At 63.3% G+C, this 18,499-nt stretch carries 19 protein-coding genes; 8 read left to right on the top strand and 11 right to left on the bottom strand.

What is annotated here, in order from left to right:
- Positions 1–29: 29 nt before the first annotated feature.
- Positions 30–1,391 (bottom strand): MFS transporter, encoded by a 1,362-nt coding sequence (locus AC788_RS05530; protein WP_049859590.1) that lies wholly within the window; start codon positions 1,389–1,391, stop codon positions 30–32.
- A 314-nt stretch (positions 1,392–1,705) separates the two neighbouring features.
- On the bottom strand, positions 1,706–2,446 hold the full coding sequence (locus tag AC788_RS05525) for a FadR/GntR family transcriptional regulator (protein ID WP_049859589.1): 741 nt from the start codon (positions 2,444–2,446) through the stop codon (positions 1,706–1,708).
- Between the two features lie 215 nt (positions 2,447–2,661).
- Here AC788_RS05525 and AC788_RS05520 point away from each other — a divergent pair, with 215 nt between their 5' ends.
- The 7 genes from AC788_RS05520 (at position 2,662) to AC788_RS05490 (ending at position 8,606) form a co-directional block, all read left to right on the top strand.
- Positions 2,662–3,024: a YkgJ family cysteine cluster protein gene (locus AC788_RS05520; protein WP_049859588.1), complete on the top strand. Its 363-nt coding sequence runs from the start codon at positions 2,662–2,664 to the stop codon at positions 3,022–3,024.
- Between the two features lie 133 nt (positions 3,025–3,157).
- A complete protein-coding gene (locus tag AC788_RS05515) occupies positions 3,158–4,009 on the top strand; it encodes an STAS domain-containing protein (protein ID WP_049859587.1) in 852 nt (283 codons plus the stop codon).
- Between the two features lie 4 nt (positions 4,010–4,013).
- Complete coding sequence (locus tag AC788_RS05510; protein WP_049859586.1) at positions 4,014–4,376, top strand: STAS domain-containing protein; 363 nt, start codon at positions 4,014–4,016, stop codon at positions 4,374–4,376.
- Positions 4,373–4,777, top strand: coding sequence for an anti-sigma regulatory factor (locus AC788_RS05505; protein WP_049859585.1), 405 nt, complete (start codon positions 4,373–4,375; stop codon positions 4,775–4,777). The genes AC788_RS05510 and AC788_RS05505 overlap by 4 nt, the downstream gene beginning before the upstream one ends.
- On the top strand, positions 4,774–5,784 hold the full coding sequence (locus AC788_RS05500) for a SpoIIE family protein phosphatase (RefSeq protein ID WP_049859824.1): 1,011 nt from the start codon (positions 4,774–4,776) through the stop codon (positions 5,782–5,784). The genes AC788_RS05505 and AC788_RS05500 overlap by 4 nt, the downstream gene beginning before the upstream one ends.
- Complete coding sequence (locus AC788_RS05495) at positions 5,777–6,652, top strand: sensor histidine kinase (protein ID WP_049859584.1); 876 nt, start codon at positions 5,777–5,779, stop codon at positions 6,650–6,652. Before AC788_RS05500 ends, AC788_RS05495 begins: the two co-directional genes overlap by 8 nt.
- The gene (locus AC788_RS05490; protein WP_049859583.1) at positions 6,642–8,606 is read left to right on the top strand and encodes a response regulator; all 1,965 of its coding nucleotides are present in this window, start codon (positions 6,642–6,644) and stop codon (positions 8,604–8,606) included. Before AC788_RS05495 ends, AC788_RS05490 begins: the two co-directional genes overlap by 11 nt.
- Before the next feature lie 213 nt (positions 8,607–8,819).
- Here the strand turns inward: AC788_RS05490 and AC788_RS05485 are convergent, their stop codons facing one another.
- The 7 genes from AC788_RS05485 to AC788_RS05455 all read right to left on the bottom strand — a co-directional run bounded on the left by AC788_RS05485 (position 8,820) and on the right by AC788_RS05455 (position 14,317).
- A complete protein-coding gene (locus AC788_RS05485) occupies positions 8,820–9,278 on the bottom strand; it encodes an REP-associated tyrosine transposase (protein WP_049859582.1) in 459 nt (152 codons plus the stop codon).
- 85 nt (positions 9,279–9,363) lie between these two features.
- A complete protein-coding gene (locus tag AC788_RS05480; protein ID WP_236690466.1) occupies positions 9,364–10,209 on the bottom strand; it encodes a glycosyltransferase family 2 protein in 846 nt (281 codons plus the stop codon).
- A gap of 1 nt (position 10,210) precedes the next feature.
- Positions 10,211–10,858, bottom strand: a complete 648-nt coding sequence (locus AC788_RS05475) for a glycosyltransferase (RefSeq protein WP_049859581.1) — start codon at positions 10,856–10,858, stop codon at positions 10,211–10,213.
- A 107-nt stretch (positions 10,859–10,965) separates the two neighbouring features.
- Entirely contained in the window at positions 10,966–12,111 is a 1,146-nt protein-coding gene (locus AC788_RS05470; protein ID WP_049859580.1) for a PQQ-dependent sugar dehydrogenase, read from the bottom strand.
- Positions 12,112–12,143: 32 nt separating this feature from the next.
- Positions 12,144–12,476, bottom strand: a complete 333-nt coding sequence (locus tag AC788_RS05465) for a hypothetical protein (RefSeq protein WP_376787059.1) — start codon at positions 12,474–12,476, stop codon at positions 12,144–12,146.
- Positions 12,477–12,601: 125 nt separating this feature from the next.
- On the bottom strand, positions 12,602–13,093 hold the full coding sequence (locus tag AC788_RS05460) for a GFA family protein (protein ID WP_049859578.1): 492 nt from the start codon (positions 13,091–13,093) through the stop codon (positions 12,602–12,604).
- Positions 13,094–13,165: 72 nt separating this feature from the next.
- A complete protein-coding gene (locus AC788_RS05455; protein ID WP_049859577.1) occupies positions 13,166–14,317 on the bottom strand; it encodes an MFS transporter in 1,152 nt (383 codons plus the stop codon).
- A 170-nt stretch (positions 14,318–14,487) separates the two neighbouring features.
- Here AC788_RS05455 and AC788_RS05450 point away from each other — a divergent pair, with 170 nt between their 5' ends.
- On the top strand, positions 14,488–16,521 hold the full coding sequence (locus tag AC788_RS05450; RefSeq protein WP_049859576.1) for a mechanosensitive ion channel family protein: 2,034 nt from the start codon (positions 14,488–14,490) through the stop codon (positions 16,519–16,521).
- A gap of 63 nt (positions 16,522–16,584) precedes the next feature.
- Here the strand turns inward: AC788_RS05450 and AC788_RS05445 are convergent, their stop codons facing one another.
- Together AC788_RS05445 and AC788_RS05440 are read right to left on the bottom strand one after the other, a co-directional pair.
- Positions 16,585–17,586: an ABC transporter substrate-binding protein gene (locus AC788_RS05445; protein ID WP_049859575.1), complete on the bottom strand. Its 1,002-nt coding sequence runs from the start codon at positions 17,584–17,586 to the stop codon at positions 16,585–16,587.
- 29 nt (positions 17,587–17,615) lie between these two features.
- Positions 17,616–18,482, bottom strand: coding sequence for an ABC transporter permease (locus tag AC788_RS05440; protein ID WP_049859574.1), 867 nt, complete (start codon positions 18,480–18,482; stop codon positions 17,616–17,618).
- Between the last annotated feature and the right edge of the window lie 17 nt (positions 18,483–18,499).

The raw sequence follows: 18,499 nt of genomic DNA, 5'->3' as shown, positions 1-18,499 counted from the left end.
CCGCGGTCTTGTCGTTGGCTGCAGACGCTTCAGGGACGCGCGCCGCTCAGCTGCGGTGCATCGTCGACGATCGGATCGCCGTTCTCTTCGCGCAAGACCACACGCTTGATCGGGCCGACGATCACCAAGTAGCTGAACACCGCGACCAGGGCGTTGGCACCCACATAGACCAGCGCGTCCTTGAACGAGCCGGTGGCGCTGATGATGTAGCCGATCACGATCGGCGTGGTGATGGAGGCCACGTTGCCGAACATGTTGAACAGCCCGCCACTGATCCCGGCGATCTGCTTGGGCGAGGTGTCGGACACCACGGCCCAGCCCAGCGCGCCCACGCCCTTGCCGAAGAACGCCAGCGCCATGAACGCCACCACCATCCATTCGGCCTGCACATAGTTGCAGATGACCATGGTGGTCGACAGCATCAAGCCGCACACGATCGGCGTCTTGCGAGCGAAGGTCAGCGAATGACCGCGACGCAGCAGACTGTCCGAGATCACCCCGCCCAGCACGCCGCCGATGAAGCCGCAGATGGCCGGCAGCGAGGCGATGAAGCCCGCCTTGAGAATGGTCATGCCGCGCTCCTGAACCAGGTACACCGGGAACCAGGTCAGGAAGAAGTAGGTGATGCCGTTGATGCAGAACTGACCCAGGTACACGCCCAGCATCATGCGGGTGGTGAGCAGTTGGCGAATGTAGTTCCACTTGGGCTTGGACTTGCCGCCCTTGGCCTGGTCCATGTCGACCAGCCCGCCGTTCTTCTCAATGAAGTCCAGCTCTTCGGCGCTGATGCTTGGGTGTTCCTTGGGGTTGTGGATGTACTTGAGCCACACCGCCGAGAACAGGATGCCCAGGCCGCCCATGACCACGAAGACGTGCTCCCAGCCCCAGGAATGGACGATCCAGCCCATCAGCGGAGCGAACAGCACGGTCGCGAAGTACTGCGCCGAGTTGAAGATGGCCGATGCCGTGCCGCGCTCGGCAGTCGGAAACCAGGCGGCAACGATGCGCGCGTTGCCGGGGAAGGATGGTGCCTCGGCCGCACCGACCAGAAAGCGCAGCATGAACAGCGCGATCACCGCGTTGGCCATCGGCAGGTAGCCGACGAAACCCTGCAGCACAGTGAACAGCGACCAGGTGAAAATGCTCCAGGCATAGACCTTCTTCGAGCCGAAGCGGTCGAGCAGCCAACCACCGGGGATCTGCAGCAGGACGTAAGCCCAGCCGAACGCGGAAAAGATGTAGCCGAGGGTCACGGCGTCGATGCCCAGGTCTTTCTGCAGACTGGCACCGGCGATGGAAATGGTGGCGCGATCCGCGTAGTTCAGGGTGGTCACCACGAACAACAGAAACAGGATCATGTAGCGCACGTGCGTCTTCTTCGTCGCTGGCATGCGAAGGTACTCCCACGAGTTATTTTTATGCGGGTAGAAGGTAGGTAGCCGGTGTTTCAGATCTTGCGCAGTCAGCTAAAGACTGTACTGGGCGTCTGAGAAACGGAAGAAGTCGGACAACAGCGGAAGGACATCGCGCGGATAATCATGGTTGCAGCACCCTGGACGTTGGAATTATTAGGGGACACCGGTCTGTGCCGGTACTGCAGTTACGTTATCGTACAACGCTACGGATATCCATACCTCGAAGATGAATTATTTCCAAAGATGTAGCGATATCGCCGGGGAGTCATCATACTACTGCGATAGAACTGTCAGATCGACAGATCTTCGTGAGCCTTGACCACCCGCGCCCGGCTGTTGGCGAGGTGAATGCGCATGGCCGCCCGGGCCGCGTCATAGTCGCCACGGGCGACTGCGTCGAAGATATGCGCATGCTCGCGCACCAGTCGCTCGTGCTTCTGCTGCCGGTCCAGCCGGGCGATGGCCACCGTGTCCAGGCGCGCCCGAGGAAACATGCTGGTGCCGAAGTGGGTGATGATGTCGACGAAGTAACGATTGTTGGAGGCTTGCGCGATCTGCAAGTGGAACTGGAAGTCGGCGACGATGGAACCGCTGGTGTCGCAGGCCTGCTCGAAACGCTTGACTGCTTCTTCGATGCTCGCCAGCTGTGCATCGGTGCGACGCAACGCCGCCAGCCCCGCGGCTTCGATCTCGAAGCTGATGCGCACATCGAGAATGGCGATGACGTCCTGCAAAGTGACGATGGTGGCAGGGTCGAGACGCGACACGGTCGAGCCGGGCACGTTGAGCACGAAGGTGCCGATCCCGCGGCGGGTTTCGACGATGCCCGACACCTGCAGCCGCGACAGCGCCTCACGCACCGTGGCCCGGCTGACCCCACCCACCGCCATCAATTCCAGCTCGGTGGGCAGCTTGTCACCGGGCTTGACCACGCCCTGGCTGATCATCCTGCAGACATCGTCCACCAGGCTCTGGGCCAGGTTGCCTGGCCTGCGGCGAGTGATGTCGGCGGTGACGGTGTCGTTGCTCATGGAGGGGCAATCGTGGCGGCAAATGGAAAACCGATCATATATCAGGGTGTTGTGTGATGACAGCGCGAACACGTCGTCCCTTTGGTGCATTCCCAGGCTCCGCAGCGGCCGTGAAATATACCTCGCAGCCCCCCTTCACAAAGGCCGCGGCAGCACTAGAATGGCGGCGTGGTCGCGGTCCCCAATAACGCTGTCGCCTCCCCTCCCGAGCCAACATGTCCAGAGTCAATCCCTGCCTTGAGTGCGGCGCCTGCTGCGCGCATTTCCGTGTGTCCTTCTATTGGGGCGAATGCCAGTCCGCGGGCGGCCCGGTGCCCGACGAGCGCGTCATTCAGGTCACCCACAACCGAGTAGCGATGCTCGGCACGGACGTCAAGCCTTCGCGTTGCACCGCTCTCGTCGGTGAAGTGGGCAAACCCGGCGTCAGCTGTTCGATGTACGCCCAGCGCTCCAGCACCTGCCGCGAGTTCGAGGCTTCGTGGGAGCACGGCGAACACAACCCGGCCTGCGATACGGCGCGCGCGGCCTATGGTCTGCCGCCACTCCCCGCGCCCGTGATCATCTCGCTGGCCAGCTAGGCGCCCCTCTTTCGTCGCGGGCCAGAGCGACACGCTTAGGTGCGTGGCGATGGTCATCGACGGGGTCTGGCGTTTAGCAGATAATCCGCCATCATTACGCTATCTTGCCCCATCTCTGTACAGGAGTTCCTGCATGGCCGCGCTGAACACGCAAACCGTTGACGCTTTCAAATCCCAACAAAACGCCATCGTCGAGCAATGGCTCGCAGGCCTCGAAGCCAGCGGTGCGACGCGCAACATAAAGGAAGCCGACCTTCAACAACAGAGCAGCGAACTGCTGAGCCAGTTGATCATTGCCCTGGAAACCAGCCAGACCCACAACATTGCTGGCAGCCAATGGGCCGACGTGCGTCAGGTGCTGGAAAAGCTGTCCCACAGCCGGGCCTTGCTGGGCCACGATTCGCACCAGACCGCGCATTTCATCTTCGCCCTCAAGCGTCCGCTGTTCGCCGTGCTGCAAACGACGTACGCCAACCAGCCGACAGAACTGGCCGAGCAGGTGCTGCTGGTTTCCGACCTGCTGGACGGCCTGGGCATGCACACCATCCGCACCTTTCAGAAGTCGCGCGAGATGGTCATCAAGCGCCAGCAGGAAGAACTGCTCGAGCTCTCCACCCCGGTGGTGAAGCTGTGGGAAGGTGTACTGGCGCTGCCGATGATCGGCACGCTCGATTCGCAACGTACCCAGGTGGTGATGGAGTCGCTGCTGCAGCGCATCGTCGACACCGGTTCGGAAATCGCCATCATCGACATCACCGGTGTGCCGACCGTGGACACCCTGGTGGCCCAGCATCTGCTCAAGACAGTCACTGCCATTCGCCTGATGGGCGCCGATTGCATCATCAGCGGCGTGCGTCCGCAGATCGCACAGACCATCGTTCATCTGGGCCTGGACCTGCAAGGTGTGGTCACCAAGGCCAACCTCGCCGACGCCCTGGCGCTGGCCTTGCGCCGCCTGAATCTGACCGTCAGCAAGGCGGTCTGAGGCCATGGAACGCATCCCTATATTGCGGATGGGGCCGTACCTGCTGGTGACCATCCAGGTCGACATGCACGATCAGCTGGCAATGACCTTGCAGGATGACCTTGCGGAGAAGATCAGCAAGACTTCAGCCCGTGGCGTGTTGATCGATATCTCGGCGCTGGACATGGTCGACTCGTTCATCGGCCGCATGATCGGCACCATCTCCGGGCTGTCGCGGATCATGGACGCCGAGACCGTCCTGGTCGGGATGCAGCCTGCCGTGGCCATCACCCTGGTCGAGCTGGGCATGAACCTGCCCGGCGTCAGCACCGCGCTCAACGTGGAGCGCGGCATGCGCCTGCTGCAGGCTCGAGTGAACGGCTCATGAACGTCGAAAGCAGCGGCAGCCAACCGGTGCGCCTGGAACAGGACGTGGTGCTGGCTCGCCAGACCGCGCGCAAGCTGGCCCAGGACTGCGGCATGCGTCTGATCGACCTGACCAAGCTGGTGACTGCGGTCAGCGAGCTGGCACGCAACACCGTGGTCTATGGCGGTGGTGGCGACATGGACTGGCAGATTCTCGACGACGGCGTACGCAAAGGTCTGCGCCTGACCTTCCGCGACGAAGGCCCGGGCATTCCCGACCTCAAGCTGGCCCTGACCGACGGCTGGACCTCCGGCAATGGCCTGGGTCTGGGCCTGACCGGCGCACGGCGGCTGGTGGAAGAATTCGAACTGGACACTGCGCCCGGCCAAGGCACTCGCGTGACGATCACTCGATGGACCTGACCTTGCGCAGCGCCATCACTCAGGTGATCGCGCTGCAGGACTCCAGCCAGGTCGGCGAAGCCCGTCGCGCCGCGCAGCAGATGGCACAGGCCCAGGGCCTGGATGAAACCGACTGCGGCCGCGTGGCGCTGGTCGCGACCGAGCTGGCCAGCAATGTCCTCAAGCATGCAGGCCATGGCGAGTTGCACCTGCGTGCCCTGCCCCATCCCACCTCGCCGGGCGTGGAACTGCTGGCGCTGGATCGCGGTACGGGCTTCGAGCTGCAGGAATGCCTGGCCGACGGCTACTCTACACGCGGTACCCAAGGCATCGGCCTCGGCGCGCTGGCGCGGCAATCGGAAATCTTCGACGTCTACAGCGACGCGCGCGGTTCGGTGGTGCTGGCACGGCTGTACCGCAAGCGCGACGCGCAAGTCGACCTGCGCCTGGGCGTGACCCAGCGCTCGCTGCACGATGATCCGGCCTGCGGCGACGCCTGGCAGGTGGCCTTCGCCGGCGAAGGCATCAGCGCACTGGTGGTGGATGGCCTGGGACATGGCGAGGAAGCCGAAAAGGCTGCCCGTGCAGGCTGCCAGGCATTCGCGCAGGCGCCGTTCGCGCGGCCCGAGCAGGTGCTCGATGAGTTGCATCAGGCCATGAACGGCACCCGTGGTGGGGCGGCGGCCGTGGCCCAGTTCGACTATGACTCGGCTCAGTTGCGTTTCGCCGGCATCGGCAACATCGGCGCTACGCTGGTCTCGCCCGGCAAGAGCCGCGGGCTGGCTTCCCATCCAGGGATCGTCGGCGCGCAGTTCCGGCGCGCGCAGACCTTCACCTTCGATGACGCCAGCCAGCAGGTGCTGATCCTATACAGCGACGGCCTGCAGTCACGCTGGAACATGGCGGACTACCCCGGCCTGATCCACCTGCATCCCGCCATCATCGCGTCAGTGCTGTACCGCGACTTCTGTCGCGGTCGTGACGACATCACCGTATTGGTTATCGCTCTGGAGCCCGCCCATGTCTGAACCCCTCGAACTGGACGCCCAGGCCAGCGCGGCCCTGATCGCCCAGTTGCGTGCCGAAGCACAAGCCCTGCGCGAAGAACTGGATGAGACCAACCAGGGCGTGCTGGCGCTGTACGGCGAACTCGACGGCCAGGCCGAAGAACTGCGCCAGGCTTCGGACCTCAAGAGCCGCTTCCTGTCGTACATGAGCCACGAGTTCCGCACGCCGCTGGGTTCGATCCTGAGCATCACCGGTCTGCTCGCCGATGAGCTGGACGGCCCCCTGGCGCCGGAACAGCAGAAACAGGTGAGCTTCATCACCAACGCTGCGCAGGAACTCAGCGACATGGTCGATGACCTGCTCGACCTGGCCAAGATCGAGGCCGGGCGGATCACCATCTCGCCCGCCTGGTTCGACATGTTCGATCTGTTCTCGGCGTTGCGCGGCATGTTCCGGCCGATCGTCAATGCCAGCGCTGTGGACCTGATTTTCGAAGAGCCCGCCGGGCTGCCAAGGCTGTACACCGATGACAAGAAGCTGGCGCAGATCCTGCGCAACTTCATTTCCAACTCGCTGAAGTTCACCCTCGCGGGCGAAGTGCGGGTGTCGGCCAAGCTGGAATCGCCGTCGCAGATCCGCTTCGCCGTGACCGATACCGGTATCGGCATTCCCGCAGAACTGCATGGCACCCTGTTCGAGGACTTCGCCCAGATCGATTCTCCGGTGCAGAAGCGCCTGCGCGGCACAGGGCTGGGCCTGTCGCTGTGCAAGCGCTTTGCCGAACTGCTGGGTGGCACAGTAGGCGTGGAGAGCAGTCCAGGCGTGGGTTCGACATTCTTTGTGATCATTCCGTTGGCCATCGCGCCGGAGCCTGGCCATGACGCCTGAAGTGCGCGTCCTCATCGTCGACGACAACAGCGCCACGCGCTACGCCTTGCGGCGCCGATTGGAGCAGCACGACATCACCATTCTGGAAGCCGGCACCGGTGGCGATGGCCTTGCACTCATTGCCAGCGAGCCGCTGGATGCGCTGATCCTGGACGTCAACCTGCCGGACATGAGCGGTTTCGACATCGTCCGCCTGCTGCGCGCCAAGCCGGCCACGGCCTTGCTGCCGATCATCCATGTCTCGGCGGCCTCGATCCAGACCGGCGATATCATCACCGGGCTGGAAGCCGGTGCTGACGCGTACCTGATCCATCCGGTCGATGCTGACGTGCTGCTGGCGACGCTGCGCACGCTGTTGCGCGTGCGAGATACGGAAAACGCGCTGCGCGAGAGCGAGGCACGTTTTCGCGAGATTTTCGCCAACATCGCTGCCCCCATCGCGGTGATCGACGAGCAGTTGCAGGTGATCGAGTGCAACCATGCCTTCTCCCAGCTCTTGCCCACGCCGGTCTCGCTGACCAGCCTGCAGGCGCAACTTGCGGCGGGCCAGGAATCGGTGCTGGACGATCTGCAGGTGCGCTTGAGCAAGGGCGAACGCTGGCGCGGCAACCTGACCCTCAAGGTCGACGAACAGCTGCGTGAAACCGAATGGCAGGTCTCGCCCTACCGCGCTCCTGGCCATAGCCTGGTGTTCATCGAGGACGTGACCGAGCATCGCCAGCGCGACCGTCAACAGCAGATCCAGTTGGCCGACGCCCAGACCTTGCTGGCCCAGGAAGTGGCAGAGCGGGCACGCACCGAAACGCAGCTGCTGCAGGTGCAGAAGATGGACGCCCTGGGCAAGCTCACCGGAGGCATCGCCCACGACTTCAACAACCTGCTGACCGGTATCATCACGGCGCTGGAATTGATCAAGAAACGAGTGGAGCCCGCCGGTGCCGCAGCCAGCGTCGACAAGACCGTGTCGCGCTACGCCGACGCGGCGCTGCAGTCGGCCACCAACGCCGCCGCCCTCACCCATCGCATGCTCGCCTTCGCTCGCCAGCAGCCGCTGGACACCCGGCCGATCGCGATCAATCAGCACGTGCATTCATTGGAAGACCTGCTGCGCCGCACCATCGGCGAGCGGATCACCTTGAGCCTGGACCTGACCGACAGCGCGGCGATTGCCATGGTCGATCCGATCCAGTTCGAAAACGCCGTGTTGAACCTGGTGATCAACGCCCGCGATGCGCTGCCGGAAGGTGGCAACATCCGCCTGTCGACCTTCGCTGCCTATTCGCGAGGCGACACGCGCCTGGCCGACGGCGACTACGTGGTGTTGTCGGTGCGTGACGACGGTACGGGGATCGATCACAGCATCATCGACAAGGTCTTCGATCCGTTTTTCACCACCAAGGCGGTCGGCAAGGGCACGGGGTTGGGTCTGTCGACGATCTACGGCTTTGCCCGGCAGTCTGGCGGTGATGTGAGGATTCGCAGTCTGCTCGGTCATGGCACCGAGGTCACCTTGATGCTCCCGGCCGGCCTTGCGCTGCTGCCGCTGCCCAGCGAACCGGTGCAGTTGGAGAATCGCGGCAAGGGTGAGCACCTGTTGATCGTGGAAGACATGGCGTCGGTACGGATGTTCGTGGTCGAGGCGCTGACCGATGCGGGCTATCGCTGCACCGAGGTAGACAGCGCGCTGGATGCCTTGCAAGCCCTGCGCAACGACCCGTCGATCCAGCTGCTGCTGACCGATGTGGGCCTGCCGCAAATGAACGGCCGCGTCCTCGCCGACGCTGCCCGCGACATGCGCCCCGAGCTGCCGGTACTGTTCATGACCGGCTACGCCGAAAACGCCCTGGACCTGCAGCCCTTCCTCGCCGAGGGCATGGACCTAGTCATCAAACCCTTCCGCATGGGCGACCTGGTCGGCCGCATCGCCCACCTCCTCGAACGCGATTCCCTGTAGCAGCGGCGCAAGCCGCGTCGGCGGTCTACGCACTCCTCCTGACCCACCGCGCCGCCCCCGGACGCGGCTCGCGCCGCTGCTACAGGTGGGCGTGCATGTCGGCGATGCACAGAGGTCCCGGCAAACGCGGACCCTGTAGCAGCGGCGCAAGCCGCGTCGGCGGTGCATGCGATATCTCTGACACAACGCGTCGGCAGTCGATGCGCTTGCCGATCACAGCCAGATCGCATCCCACAGCGGATAATCACCGACCTTCTCGACCAGGCCAGCGCGAACGGGGTTCATGATGATGTAGCGGGCTGCCGCTCGCAGGTCGTCTTCGCGGCGCATCGCTCTGTCGTAGTAGCCTTTCTGCCAAAGGCGGCCGCAAGTCGCGTTGCGGCGATTGATGGCCAGGCTGCTGCGCGCCTTCATGCGACAGATGACCGTGGCAAGGTCGCCCTTGCGCAGTTGAAACAACCAATGCACGTGATCCGGCATCACCACCCATGCCAGTGACTCGACATCCCCCGACTCATGCATGGCCCGCAACTGAGCCACCAACAACCGAGCACTTCGCCAACAGGCAAACACCGATTCCCGGTCTGCCGTCACACAGGTGATCGAATACACCTGACCCACTTCGCTCACGCCCCCCTTGCGCAACCCACAGGCTCTCCTGCACGCCGACATTCCCTGGCCTCCGAAAAAGCCGTCAAGGTAGGAAACCGGTGAACCGTGAGCAAGCCGGCAATCGTTGCCGAATCGGACGGCCGCTTCAGAACCCCGACCCTGCACGATCCAGGCAGGCGTCGACTTCCGCATCGGTCGGATGGCGCAGAATCTGCAACGATTGCGCAGACCAGCTCACCAGACCCAGCTCGACGAACTCGCCAAGCCAGCCCTCCATGGGCCACTCCTGCCAGCGTTGATGGAAGCGCTGCGCATTGGCCACGATCGCGGAGAAATGGTTGAGCGGCGGACGCCAGGTGGGGGGGTATTGATGGAAAGCCTGTGCCGCCGCCGTCCTCAACTCGACACCCTGCCGACGCGCACTGAAAGCGAAATCGGTGTCTTCAGCACCGTAGCCCAGATAACCCTCGTCGAACCCACCGATGCGTTCGAACACCGCGCGCGTACAGGCAAAGTTCAGCGACCAGAACAGATGATGGGGCAACAGCGAACCCGGTGCGCCCCGGTATTGGCTCAACGGGTGGGCTACCCCATCGCGGGCCAGCGTGGCATGGGTCCAGCCCTCCATCTGCGCGGTGCTGGGCAGATAGCGCACCTCACCCAGATGCAAGGATTCAGGCATCTCGCGTAACGCAACCGCGTAATCGGAAAGCAGGCTTTCGCCAGGAATGCAGTCCACGTCGAGAAACACCCACTGCTCGCCTTCGCACTGGCGCACTGCATTGCGCGCTTTGGCCAGCGGCAGACCGTGGGAAGCATCGTCGACCACCAAGCAGTGAATCGGAAAACACTCACTGTGCAGATCGCGCGCAGGCTGGTTCATGAACACCACCCAGAACGCCTCCGGCATCAGGCTACCCCGCTCCAGTCCGCGGATGACGTTGTCCAGCTGCCGCTCGCGGCCATGCACCAGCGTGATCACATTCAACATTTCAGAACCCACTGACCTTGCTCAATGCCGGAAGCCGCGCCGGCTCGCCATAACCACTGCCAACCGGTGTACCGCGCCTCACCCGCACCGAACCACTCCAGGCGATACGCCGACCACTGGATTCAATCTGACGAACCAGCTGCACCTCATCCTGCCCCGCCTTGAGCCCACCGGCCTCCGTATACGCCGCAGAACTGATGCCCAGGTTTGCACCATGAACACTGGGCCGTGGCTCGTCAAAGGCAATGGACCGTCGGCGACGCTGGCCGGCAACTGCCTTCAGCATGCCCGGTTCGAGGTCCACGCGACCACAGACCGCATCCACCCGGTACGCCAACTGAGCCGCCAGCCAGTCATCGGGAACGCGAGCGTCGGCCTCGGTCCAGGCCAGCCAACGCGCTCCAGCCTGGACCAGATGAGCAGCGCCCGCCGCCCGGGCAGTGACTTTGCTGCCAGCGCCAATATCGATCAACCGCACCGGGTAGCGCTGGGCAATGTCCCGCGACCGATCGCTGCAGTTATCCAGCACCACGACGATACGGACCAACTCTGTGCACAAGGTGCCATGCTCGGCGGCCAGCATGACCGATTGCAGGCATCGGTCCAGGCTGGCCTGCTCGTTGTGCACGGGGATGATGACGCCGATCATGCTGAACCTCTTGAGACCATGGAATCGCCAGGACCCTGCAAGTCGTTGACCAGCAATCGACTCGAAGATGGCCAAGAGGTTTCACGGCGTCGATCAAATGAGCCGATTCATTCCAGGCCGATCTTGAGCAATTCGCCGTCGTCGTCATCGGTCAGCACGTAGAGATAGCCGTCGGGACCCTGACGCACGTCGCGGATACGCTCACCGCGCTCGCCCAGCAGACGTTCTTCGTGCACCACCTTGTCGTCTTCGAACTGCAGGCGGATGAGGTCTTCGGACGCCAGCCCACCGATGAACAGGTTGTGATTCCAGCGCTTGAACTTGTCATTGTCATAAAACGCCATGCCGCTGATGGCCGGCGACTTCTCCCAGACATGGTAGGGATCGGTGATGCCCGGACCGGTTTTCCCTTTCGCTTCGGGAATCGGCTCGCCGGAATAGTTGATGCCGTGGGTGTAGAGCGGCCAGCCGTAATTGGCCCCCTTCTCGATGATGTTCAGCTCATCGCCACCTTTGGCGCCGTGCTCATGGGTCCACAGGGTGCCTGTCCAAGGGTTCAAGGCCGCACCCTGCTGGTTGCGGTGGCCGAACGACCAGATTTCCGGGCGCACGTTTTTCTGTCCTACGAACGGGTTGTCCTTGGGCACCTTGCCGTCGGGGAAGATACGCACAACCTTGCCCTGCAGCTTGTCCAGATCCTGGGAAGTCGAGCGCTGGTTGTTTTCGCCCAGAGCGATGAACAGGTAGCCGTCGCGGTCGAACACCAGCCGCGAACCGAAATGGTTGCCAACCGACAGCTTGGGCTCCTGACGGAAGATCGTGGTGAAGTTTTCCAGGTGAGTCAGGTCCTCGGACAACCGGCCGCGCCCCACCGCCGTACCTCCATTGCCGTCCTCACCCTGCTCGGCATACGACAGATAAACCATACGGTCAGCCTTGAAGTCGGGGGACAGCACCACGTCGAGCAGCCCGCCCTGGTTCTTCGCCCAGACCTGCGGCACGCCGCTGATGGGCGACGAAATTTTGCCTTCGGCGCTGACCACGCGCAGATCACCTGGTTTTTCGGTCACCAGCATGCCCTTGTTGTCCGGCAAGAACGCCAGAGCCCATGGGTATTTGAGGCCTTCGGCAACGGTAGTGACCGTCACCTGGCCCAGTTCGCTCTGATAGGTTTTCACCGTGGCCGCCGAAGCGGCCATTCCATAGAGGGCAAGGCCGGCGAAGGCTGAGGCGAAAAGGGTTTTCTGCAACATAGGGCTTATCCTTCAGCGGAAAAAAAGAGGAATCACCGCGTGCCAGGGGCAGTGCGCGGTTGCTGGGTGCCGTTGGCCGGCCGGCGCAGGTTATCGCCGTTGCCGATGCCACGGTTTTCCAGCGTCGGCGGCCGCGGGTTATCGGTGCGCGGTGTCGGCTGGCGCAGCTGCGGATTGGGCGCAGTGGTGCCTTGCCGACTGTTGGGGTTGATCCGTCGGATCGGGCTGTTATAGGGGTTGGAGGTGTCGTTTGCAGCCAGGCTGATGGGCTGGCGTAGTGGCGCGTGTGCAGCGGCCACGTCGGCCAATGCCGAATGGGACAGCATCGCGCCAAGAAGCACGGTCGCCAATAGGGACAACTTCATGAAGGGCGTGTCCTCGATCACGGTGGGTTCAGGCCTTTGAGGCCGAATCGTCCTCGGCGTTCGCCGCGGCATGGCCTGACGACACCCCCGAGGTGATTCACCATGTTTCCGAACGGCCCGCGGGCTCAGTCCTGAGTCAAGCCGAGCCGCTCGTGCCATTGAGCCAAAGATTCGTCAGGATACTGCTGGAATTGCCGGTCATTCTTGCCGGCTTCCACCTCAACCCACCCTGCCTTTGAGTCCAACAGCAGGTGAGTGTGCTCCGGCGGCACGGGCAGCTCGCTGTCGATGGCGCTGGCGAAAGGATGCACCAGCTCCGGCCAGGCCGGATCGAACAGCCACAAGGCGCTGCCGCACAGATGACAGAAATGCCGTTCGGCGGTGCTGGCGTGAGTGCCAGTGCCGTCTTCGTCGGGCATCCGGGCGTGGTAGACGGTGATGTGGCTGCGGCCCTGCACATTGAGGCTCGCGGCCTCGCCCCCCAGGTTGATCGCGTAGCCACCGCCGCCCTGGGTCTTGCGGCAGATCGAACAGTAGCAACGCTGATAAGGATAAGGGTGGGCGCTGTGCAGGCTGAAGGTGACGGCACCGCAGTGACAGGATCCGTGCAATTGCATGGCTGAACTCCGTATCGAATGACCATGAAGGGTCGGCTGGACCCCGTTCAGCGTAGACCCTGCACGGTCGCTTCAGTTTCGCAGGTAGCGCCCGCTGGCGGCGACGAACAGCAGCAGCACGATCAGCACGCCCAGCGCGATCGACAGGCTGCTGCCGTGGGCGACGAAGCCGATGAACGCCGGCCCTACCAGAATCCCCGCATACCCCAGCGAGGTCATGGCCGGGATGGCCGCGCTCTGCGGCATGGTGGTCTGCCGGCCGACAGCGGTGAACAGCACCGGGACGATGTTGGAGCAACCGGCGCCGATCAGCGCATAACCCAGCAACGCGGCAGGCCAGGCCGGGATGGCAAGCGACAGGGCCAGTCCGGCAGCGGCGCACAGCCCACCGAACAAGGTCACCCGCGCTCCACCGAAGCGAGCGACGATCCTGTCGCCGGTCAGACGGCCGATGGTCATGGCAGTGGCGAACGCCGCATAGCCAAGTCCAGCATAGGCCGGTTGCATGTCCCGCTCGGAGACCAGGAACACCGCACTCCAGTCGAGCATCGCGCCCTCGGTGAGAAAGACGATGAAGCACAGCGCACCGAGAAACAGCACGATGCCGCGCGGCATGGCGAACAACGGGCCGTCGCTTTCGTTGCCATAGGGCAGCAGGTGGGGTGCGGCCTTGAATACCGCCAGCAGGGTCACTGCCACCACACAGGCCACTGCCAGCAGCGGCGTCAGGCCCAGCGCGAGCAGTGCGGTCATGCCGCCCGCCCCGAGTATGCCGCCAACGCTGAACAGGCCATGGAAGCCCGACATCATCGGTCGGCCACTGGCCTTCTCGACCAGCACTGCCTGGATATTCATGGCGCAGTCGATGGCCCCCATCCCAGCACCGAACAGCAACACCGCACCGATCAGCAGCGGCAGGGTCCCGGCCGTGGCCAGCAGCGGCAACATCAGGCAGATCAGCACGCCGGCACCGACGATGACACGTCGGCAACCCCAGCGGGCGCACAGATAACCGGACAACGGCATGGCCAGAATCGAACCGGCCCCCAGGCCCAGCAACAGCAATCCCAGGCTGCCATCGCTGAGTTCGGCCCGCGCCTTGGCCAAGGGCACCAGCGGGGCCCAGGCGGCCATGGCGAAGCCGGCGATGAAGAAAGCGATACGGGTGGAAAACTCCTCTCGCCGCCCGGGTGCGGCGGTGGCGTAGGTGCTGCTCGACGACATGATCAAAGCCTTGGATGAGAAACGTATGAACGGTAGCAGACCCGCCCTCAACACATGGCGGATGCTCCAAATGCAAGATGAACAATCCCGACAAATGCCGCCAATCGGCGAACTTGCCCGGCAAAATTCAATCAGTGACTGGTGTACCGACCAATAGAGCGACCCGCATTGTGTTCAGTTCCCGCGCCAGATTCACCCTCTTCCTGCTGTCAGTGCTGCTGAGTTTCAGTCTGCAGGCCGCCGAAGCACCCGCAGCCGATACACCCGCCGAAGACCCCGCGCCGCTGGTGCAGGGAGGTCTGCTGGGCGCCCTGAGCAACGGCATCGATGATGTGCAGAAAAAGCTCGACCTGGACGAGCACGTGCTCGACACCTGGCGCTTGCGCACCGACCGCGCCGCCAGCGAGGTCGACACGCTGATCAATCGGCATTCACGCTCGGCGCTGGACCTGACGACCGATTTCATCCTGCTGTCGGTGTGCTGGATGGCCACGTTTCTGGCCGTGCATTTCCTCGGGCGCTTCATCGTCGCGCGCAGCGCACGCCGCCGATTCGTCCGGGAACGTCCCCGCCTGCACAACTTGCTGGGCTATATCCTGCCCTTCACACTTGCAGCCATCGTCGCACTTCCGGTGACGCTGTACGCCAGTCATTCCCTGGACATGTCCATCGCCCGCGCCATCGGCATGTCGCTGGCCTACGCCACCAGCAGCGGCATTTTCTCAACGTCAGTGATCATGTGCGTGATCACCCTGTTCGACAGCGGACACAAGCGCGCTGCCGTCGGCGCCTTGCGACGCTATGCGCCACGGCCGCTGTTCATGATCGGCTTTCTTGCCGCCCTCAGCGATGCGCTGACCAGCCCGCAGATCGCCCGGCAACTGGGGACCAATTTCACTGCCAGCCTGGCGGTGGTCGCGGGTCTGTTCGCCACTCTCTCGTTCGCCGTATTGGTGGTGCGCATGCGCAGGCCGGTGGCCCACCTGATCCGCAACCGGCCACTGCCGCAGCGTCTGCAGCATCGTGCGGTGCAGGAATCGCTACGGCTGTTCTCATCCCTGTGGTACCTGCCCATTCTGCTGATGATCCTGGTGTCGGCGGTGCATCTGATCGGTGCGGGGGAGGAAAGCCAGAAAGCCTTGCAGAATGCGCTGCTGACCACGGTCCTGCTGATCGCCACGGTGTTTCTCAGCACGGTCATGCAGCACCTGTTCAAGCCCCCTGCTACGGCCACGCCGCGCCTGCGTCCCTATAAAGAGCTGCTGCGCAGCCTGGGGCACGCGGTGGCACGCATCGCCATGGCCATCGCCTTCATCGAGCTGCTGGGGCGGATCTGGGGCGTGTCGATGCTGGAGTTCGCCGCGCGCAACAGCATGGGCCGCGCCATCAGTGATTCGCTGAGCAGCATCGGCTTGATCCTGCTGGTCACCTGGCTGCTGTGGGTGGTCCTGGACACCGCCATCCAGGAGGCGCTGAAGCCCTCGGTGGGCAAGCGCGCCACGCGTCAGCCGAGCACGCGGGTGTTGACCATCCTGCCGATGCTGCGCAACGCGATCAAAATCATCCTGCTGGTGATCTGCACCATCACCACCATGGCCAACCTGGGCATCAACGTCGCGCCGCTGCTGGCCGGTGCCGGGGTGGTCGGCCTGGCCATCGGCTTCGGCTCGCAACAGTTGGTGCAGGACGTCATCACCGGGTTGTTCATTCTCATCGAAGACACCATCGCCATCGGCGACTGGGTGGTGCTCGATTCCGGGCATGCGGGCACTGTGGAGAGCCTGACCATCCGCACCCTGCGCCTGCGCGACGGCAAGGGCTTCGTGCATTCGGTGCCGTTCGGCCAGATCAAGGCAGTGACCAACCAGTCCCGGCAGTTCGCCTATGCGTTCTTTTCGGTGCAGTTCACCTACGACAGCGACATCGATACGGCCCTGGACCTGATCAAGCAGGCGGGCCAATCGATCGTCGACGACGTGATGCTCAAGCACAACCTGCAGGGGCCGCTGCAGGTGTTCGGGGTGGACAAGATGGACCTCAACGGCATCGTGCTCACTGCGCAGTTCCGCACGGTGTCCGGCGGGCAGTACGGTGTCGGGCGGGCGTTCAACGAGCGGCTGAAGAAGCTCGTCGACCAGCACGACAACGTGCGTTTCGCCCAGTACTACCCTGCCCTGGGCCTGCCCGCACCCGCCGCCGTCTGAAACGCAAGACGCCGACGCTCACAGGGCATGTGAGCGTCGGCGTCGATGCTTTCAAAGCAATGATCAGCTGCCGTCGCCGCCGTGCGCTTCTTCGAAGAAGTAGTCCTTCCAGCTCTGCGCCTTGTTCTTCAGCACGCCCAGCTCATGCAGGCGTTCGGCGTAGATGAAGGTGCGTTGCGGGACCACGGTGAAGTCGATCTCCGGGTCCTTCACGATCTTCTCGACGAAGGCCTCGCTCAGGGTGGATTTCTCGACACGGATGTAGGTCTTGGCGGCGGCTACCTTGTCCGCCTTGACGATCTGCGCCGCTTCCACCAGCGCGTCATAGAACGCCTTGTAGGTCTTAGGGTTTTCGTCGTGGAATTTCTGCGTGGTGTACAGCACGTTGAAGGTCGCCGGGCCACCGAGGATGTCGTAGCTGCTGAGCACCTTGTGCACCTTGGGGTTTTCCAGGGCCTGGTACTGGAACGGCGGGCTGGAGAAATGCGCGCTGATTTCCGAACCGCCGGCGATCAGTGCCGAGGTGGCATCCGGATGGGGAATGCTCACCGAAATGTTGTCGAATTTCTTGAATTCCTTGTCGCCGTACAGCTTGGCTGTTTCCAACTGCAGGGTCCGCGACTGGAAGCCCACGCCAGCGGCGGGCACCGCGATGCGATCCTTGTCGGTGAAGTCTTTCAAGGTCTTCACGTCTGGATTGTTGCTGAGCAGGTAGTTGGGCATGGAGCCCAGCGAGGCAATGGCCTTGACGTTCTGCCGGCCCTTGGTCCGATCCCACACGGTGAGCATCGGCGGCACACCGGCCGAAACCACGTCCAACGCACCGGCGAGCAACGCCTCGTTCATCGCGGTCGCGCCGGAAATGCTGTTCCAGTCCACCTCGATGTCGATGCCCTGCTGCTTGCCGTGCTTCTCGATCAGGTGCTGGTCACGCACCACATCGAGGATGAGGTAACCGATGCCGAACTGCTGGGCGATGCTGATCTTGCCTTCGGCGCTGGCCCCACCGGCCAGCAGCGCAGCGGCGAGGCCGCAGGCCAGGGAAAGCTTGTTTGCAAATACCATGTTGAATGCTCTGGACAGGGATTGAGGGATCAGCGCTGCATGCCCCAGCGCTTGATGGTCAGTCGTTCGAAGGTGTTGAACAGCAGGTTTTCCACCAGCAGGCCGATCAGGATCACCGCAGCCAGACCGGCGAACACCTTGTCGGTGTACAGCTCGTTGCGGTTCTGGAAGATGTACCAACCCAGGCCGCCCTTGCCGGACGACGCACCGAACACCAGTTCGGCGGCGATCAATGTGCGCCAGGCGAACGCCCAGCCGATCTTGAGGCCCGCCAGGATCGACGGCAGCGCCGCCGGTATCAGGATGTACCAGACGAAGCGCAAGCCACGCAGCCCATAGTTGCGCCCGGCCATGCGCTGGGTTTCAGAAACGCCGAGGAACCCGGCGTAGGTGTTCAGGGCAAGCGCCCACAACACCGAATGCACCAGCACGAAGATCAGGCTGTTCTCGCCCAGGCCGAACCACAGCAACGACAGCGGCAACAAGGCAATGGCCGGCAGCGGGTTGAACATGGCGGTCAGCGTGCTGAGCAGGTCGCGCCCAAGCTGGGTCGAGACCGCCAGGGTAGTCAAACCGAACGCCAGGACGATACCGATCAGGTAGCCCTTGATCAGCACGGTCAGCGAGATCCATACCTTGCTCAGCAGCTCACCACTGGCAATGCCATCGATGAAGGCGTTGGCGGTCTGCAGGAAACTGGGCAGCAGCAGATCATTGTTCTGCCAGCGGGCCGCCAGTTCCCAGATCACGGCCAGGGCGAGCAGGATCACACCCTTGCGCACCCACGCCTGTTGCCAGATACGTCGAGGCAGGGAAATATCCCGAACGAGTTCGGATTGAGTGAACGGCTCAAGAGTAACTTCGTACTCTTGACGCACGGGTGGGGAAAGGCTCATGGATGTGCTCCGAATGC

Origin of the sequence: Pseudomonas sp. RIT-PI-a, assembly GCF_001187875.1 — a bacterium.
GTDB lineage: Bacteria > Pseudomonadota > Gammaproteobacteria > Pseudomonadales > Pseudomonadaceae > Aquipseudomonas > Aquipseudomonas coleopterorum.
This window is presented reverse-complemented; position numbering and strand designations above follow the sequence as displayed.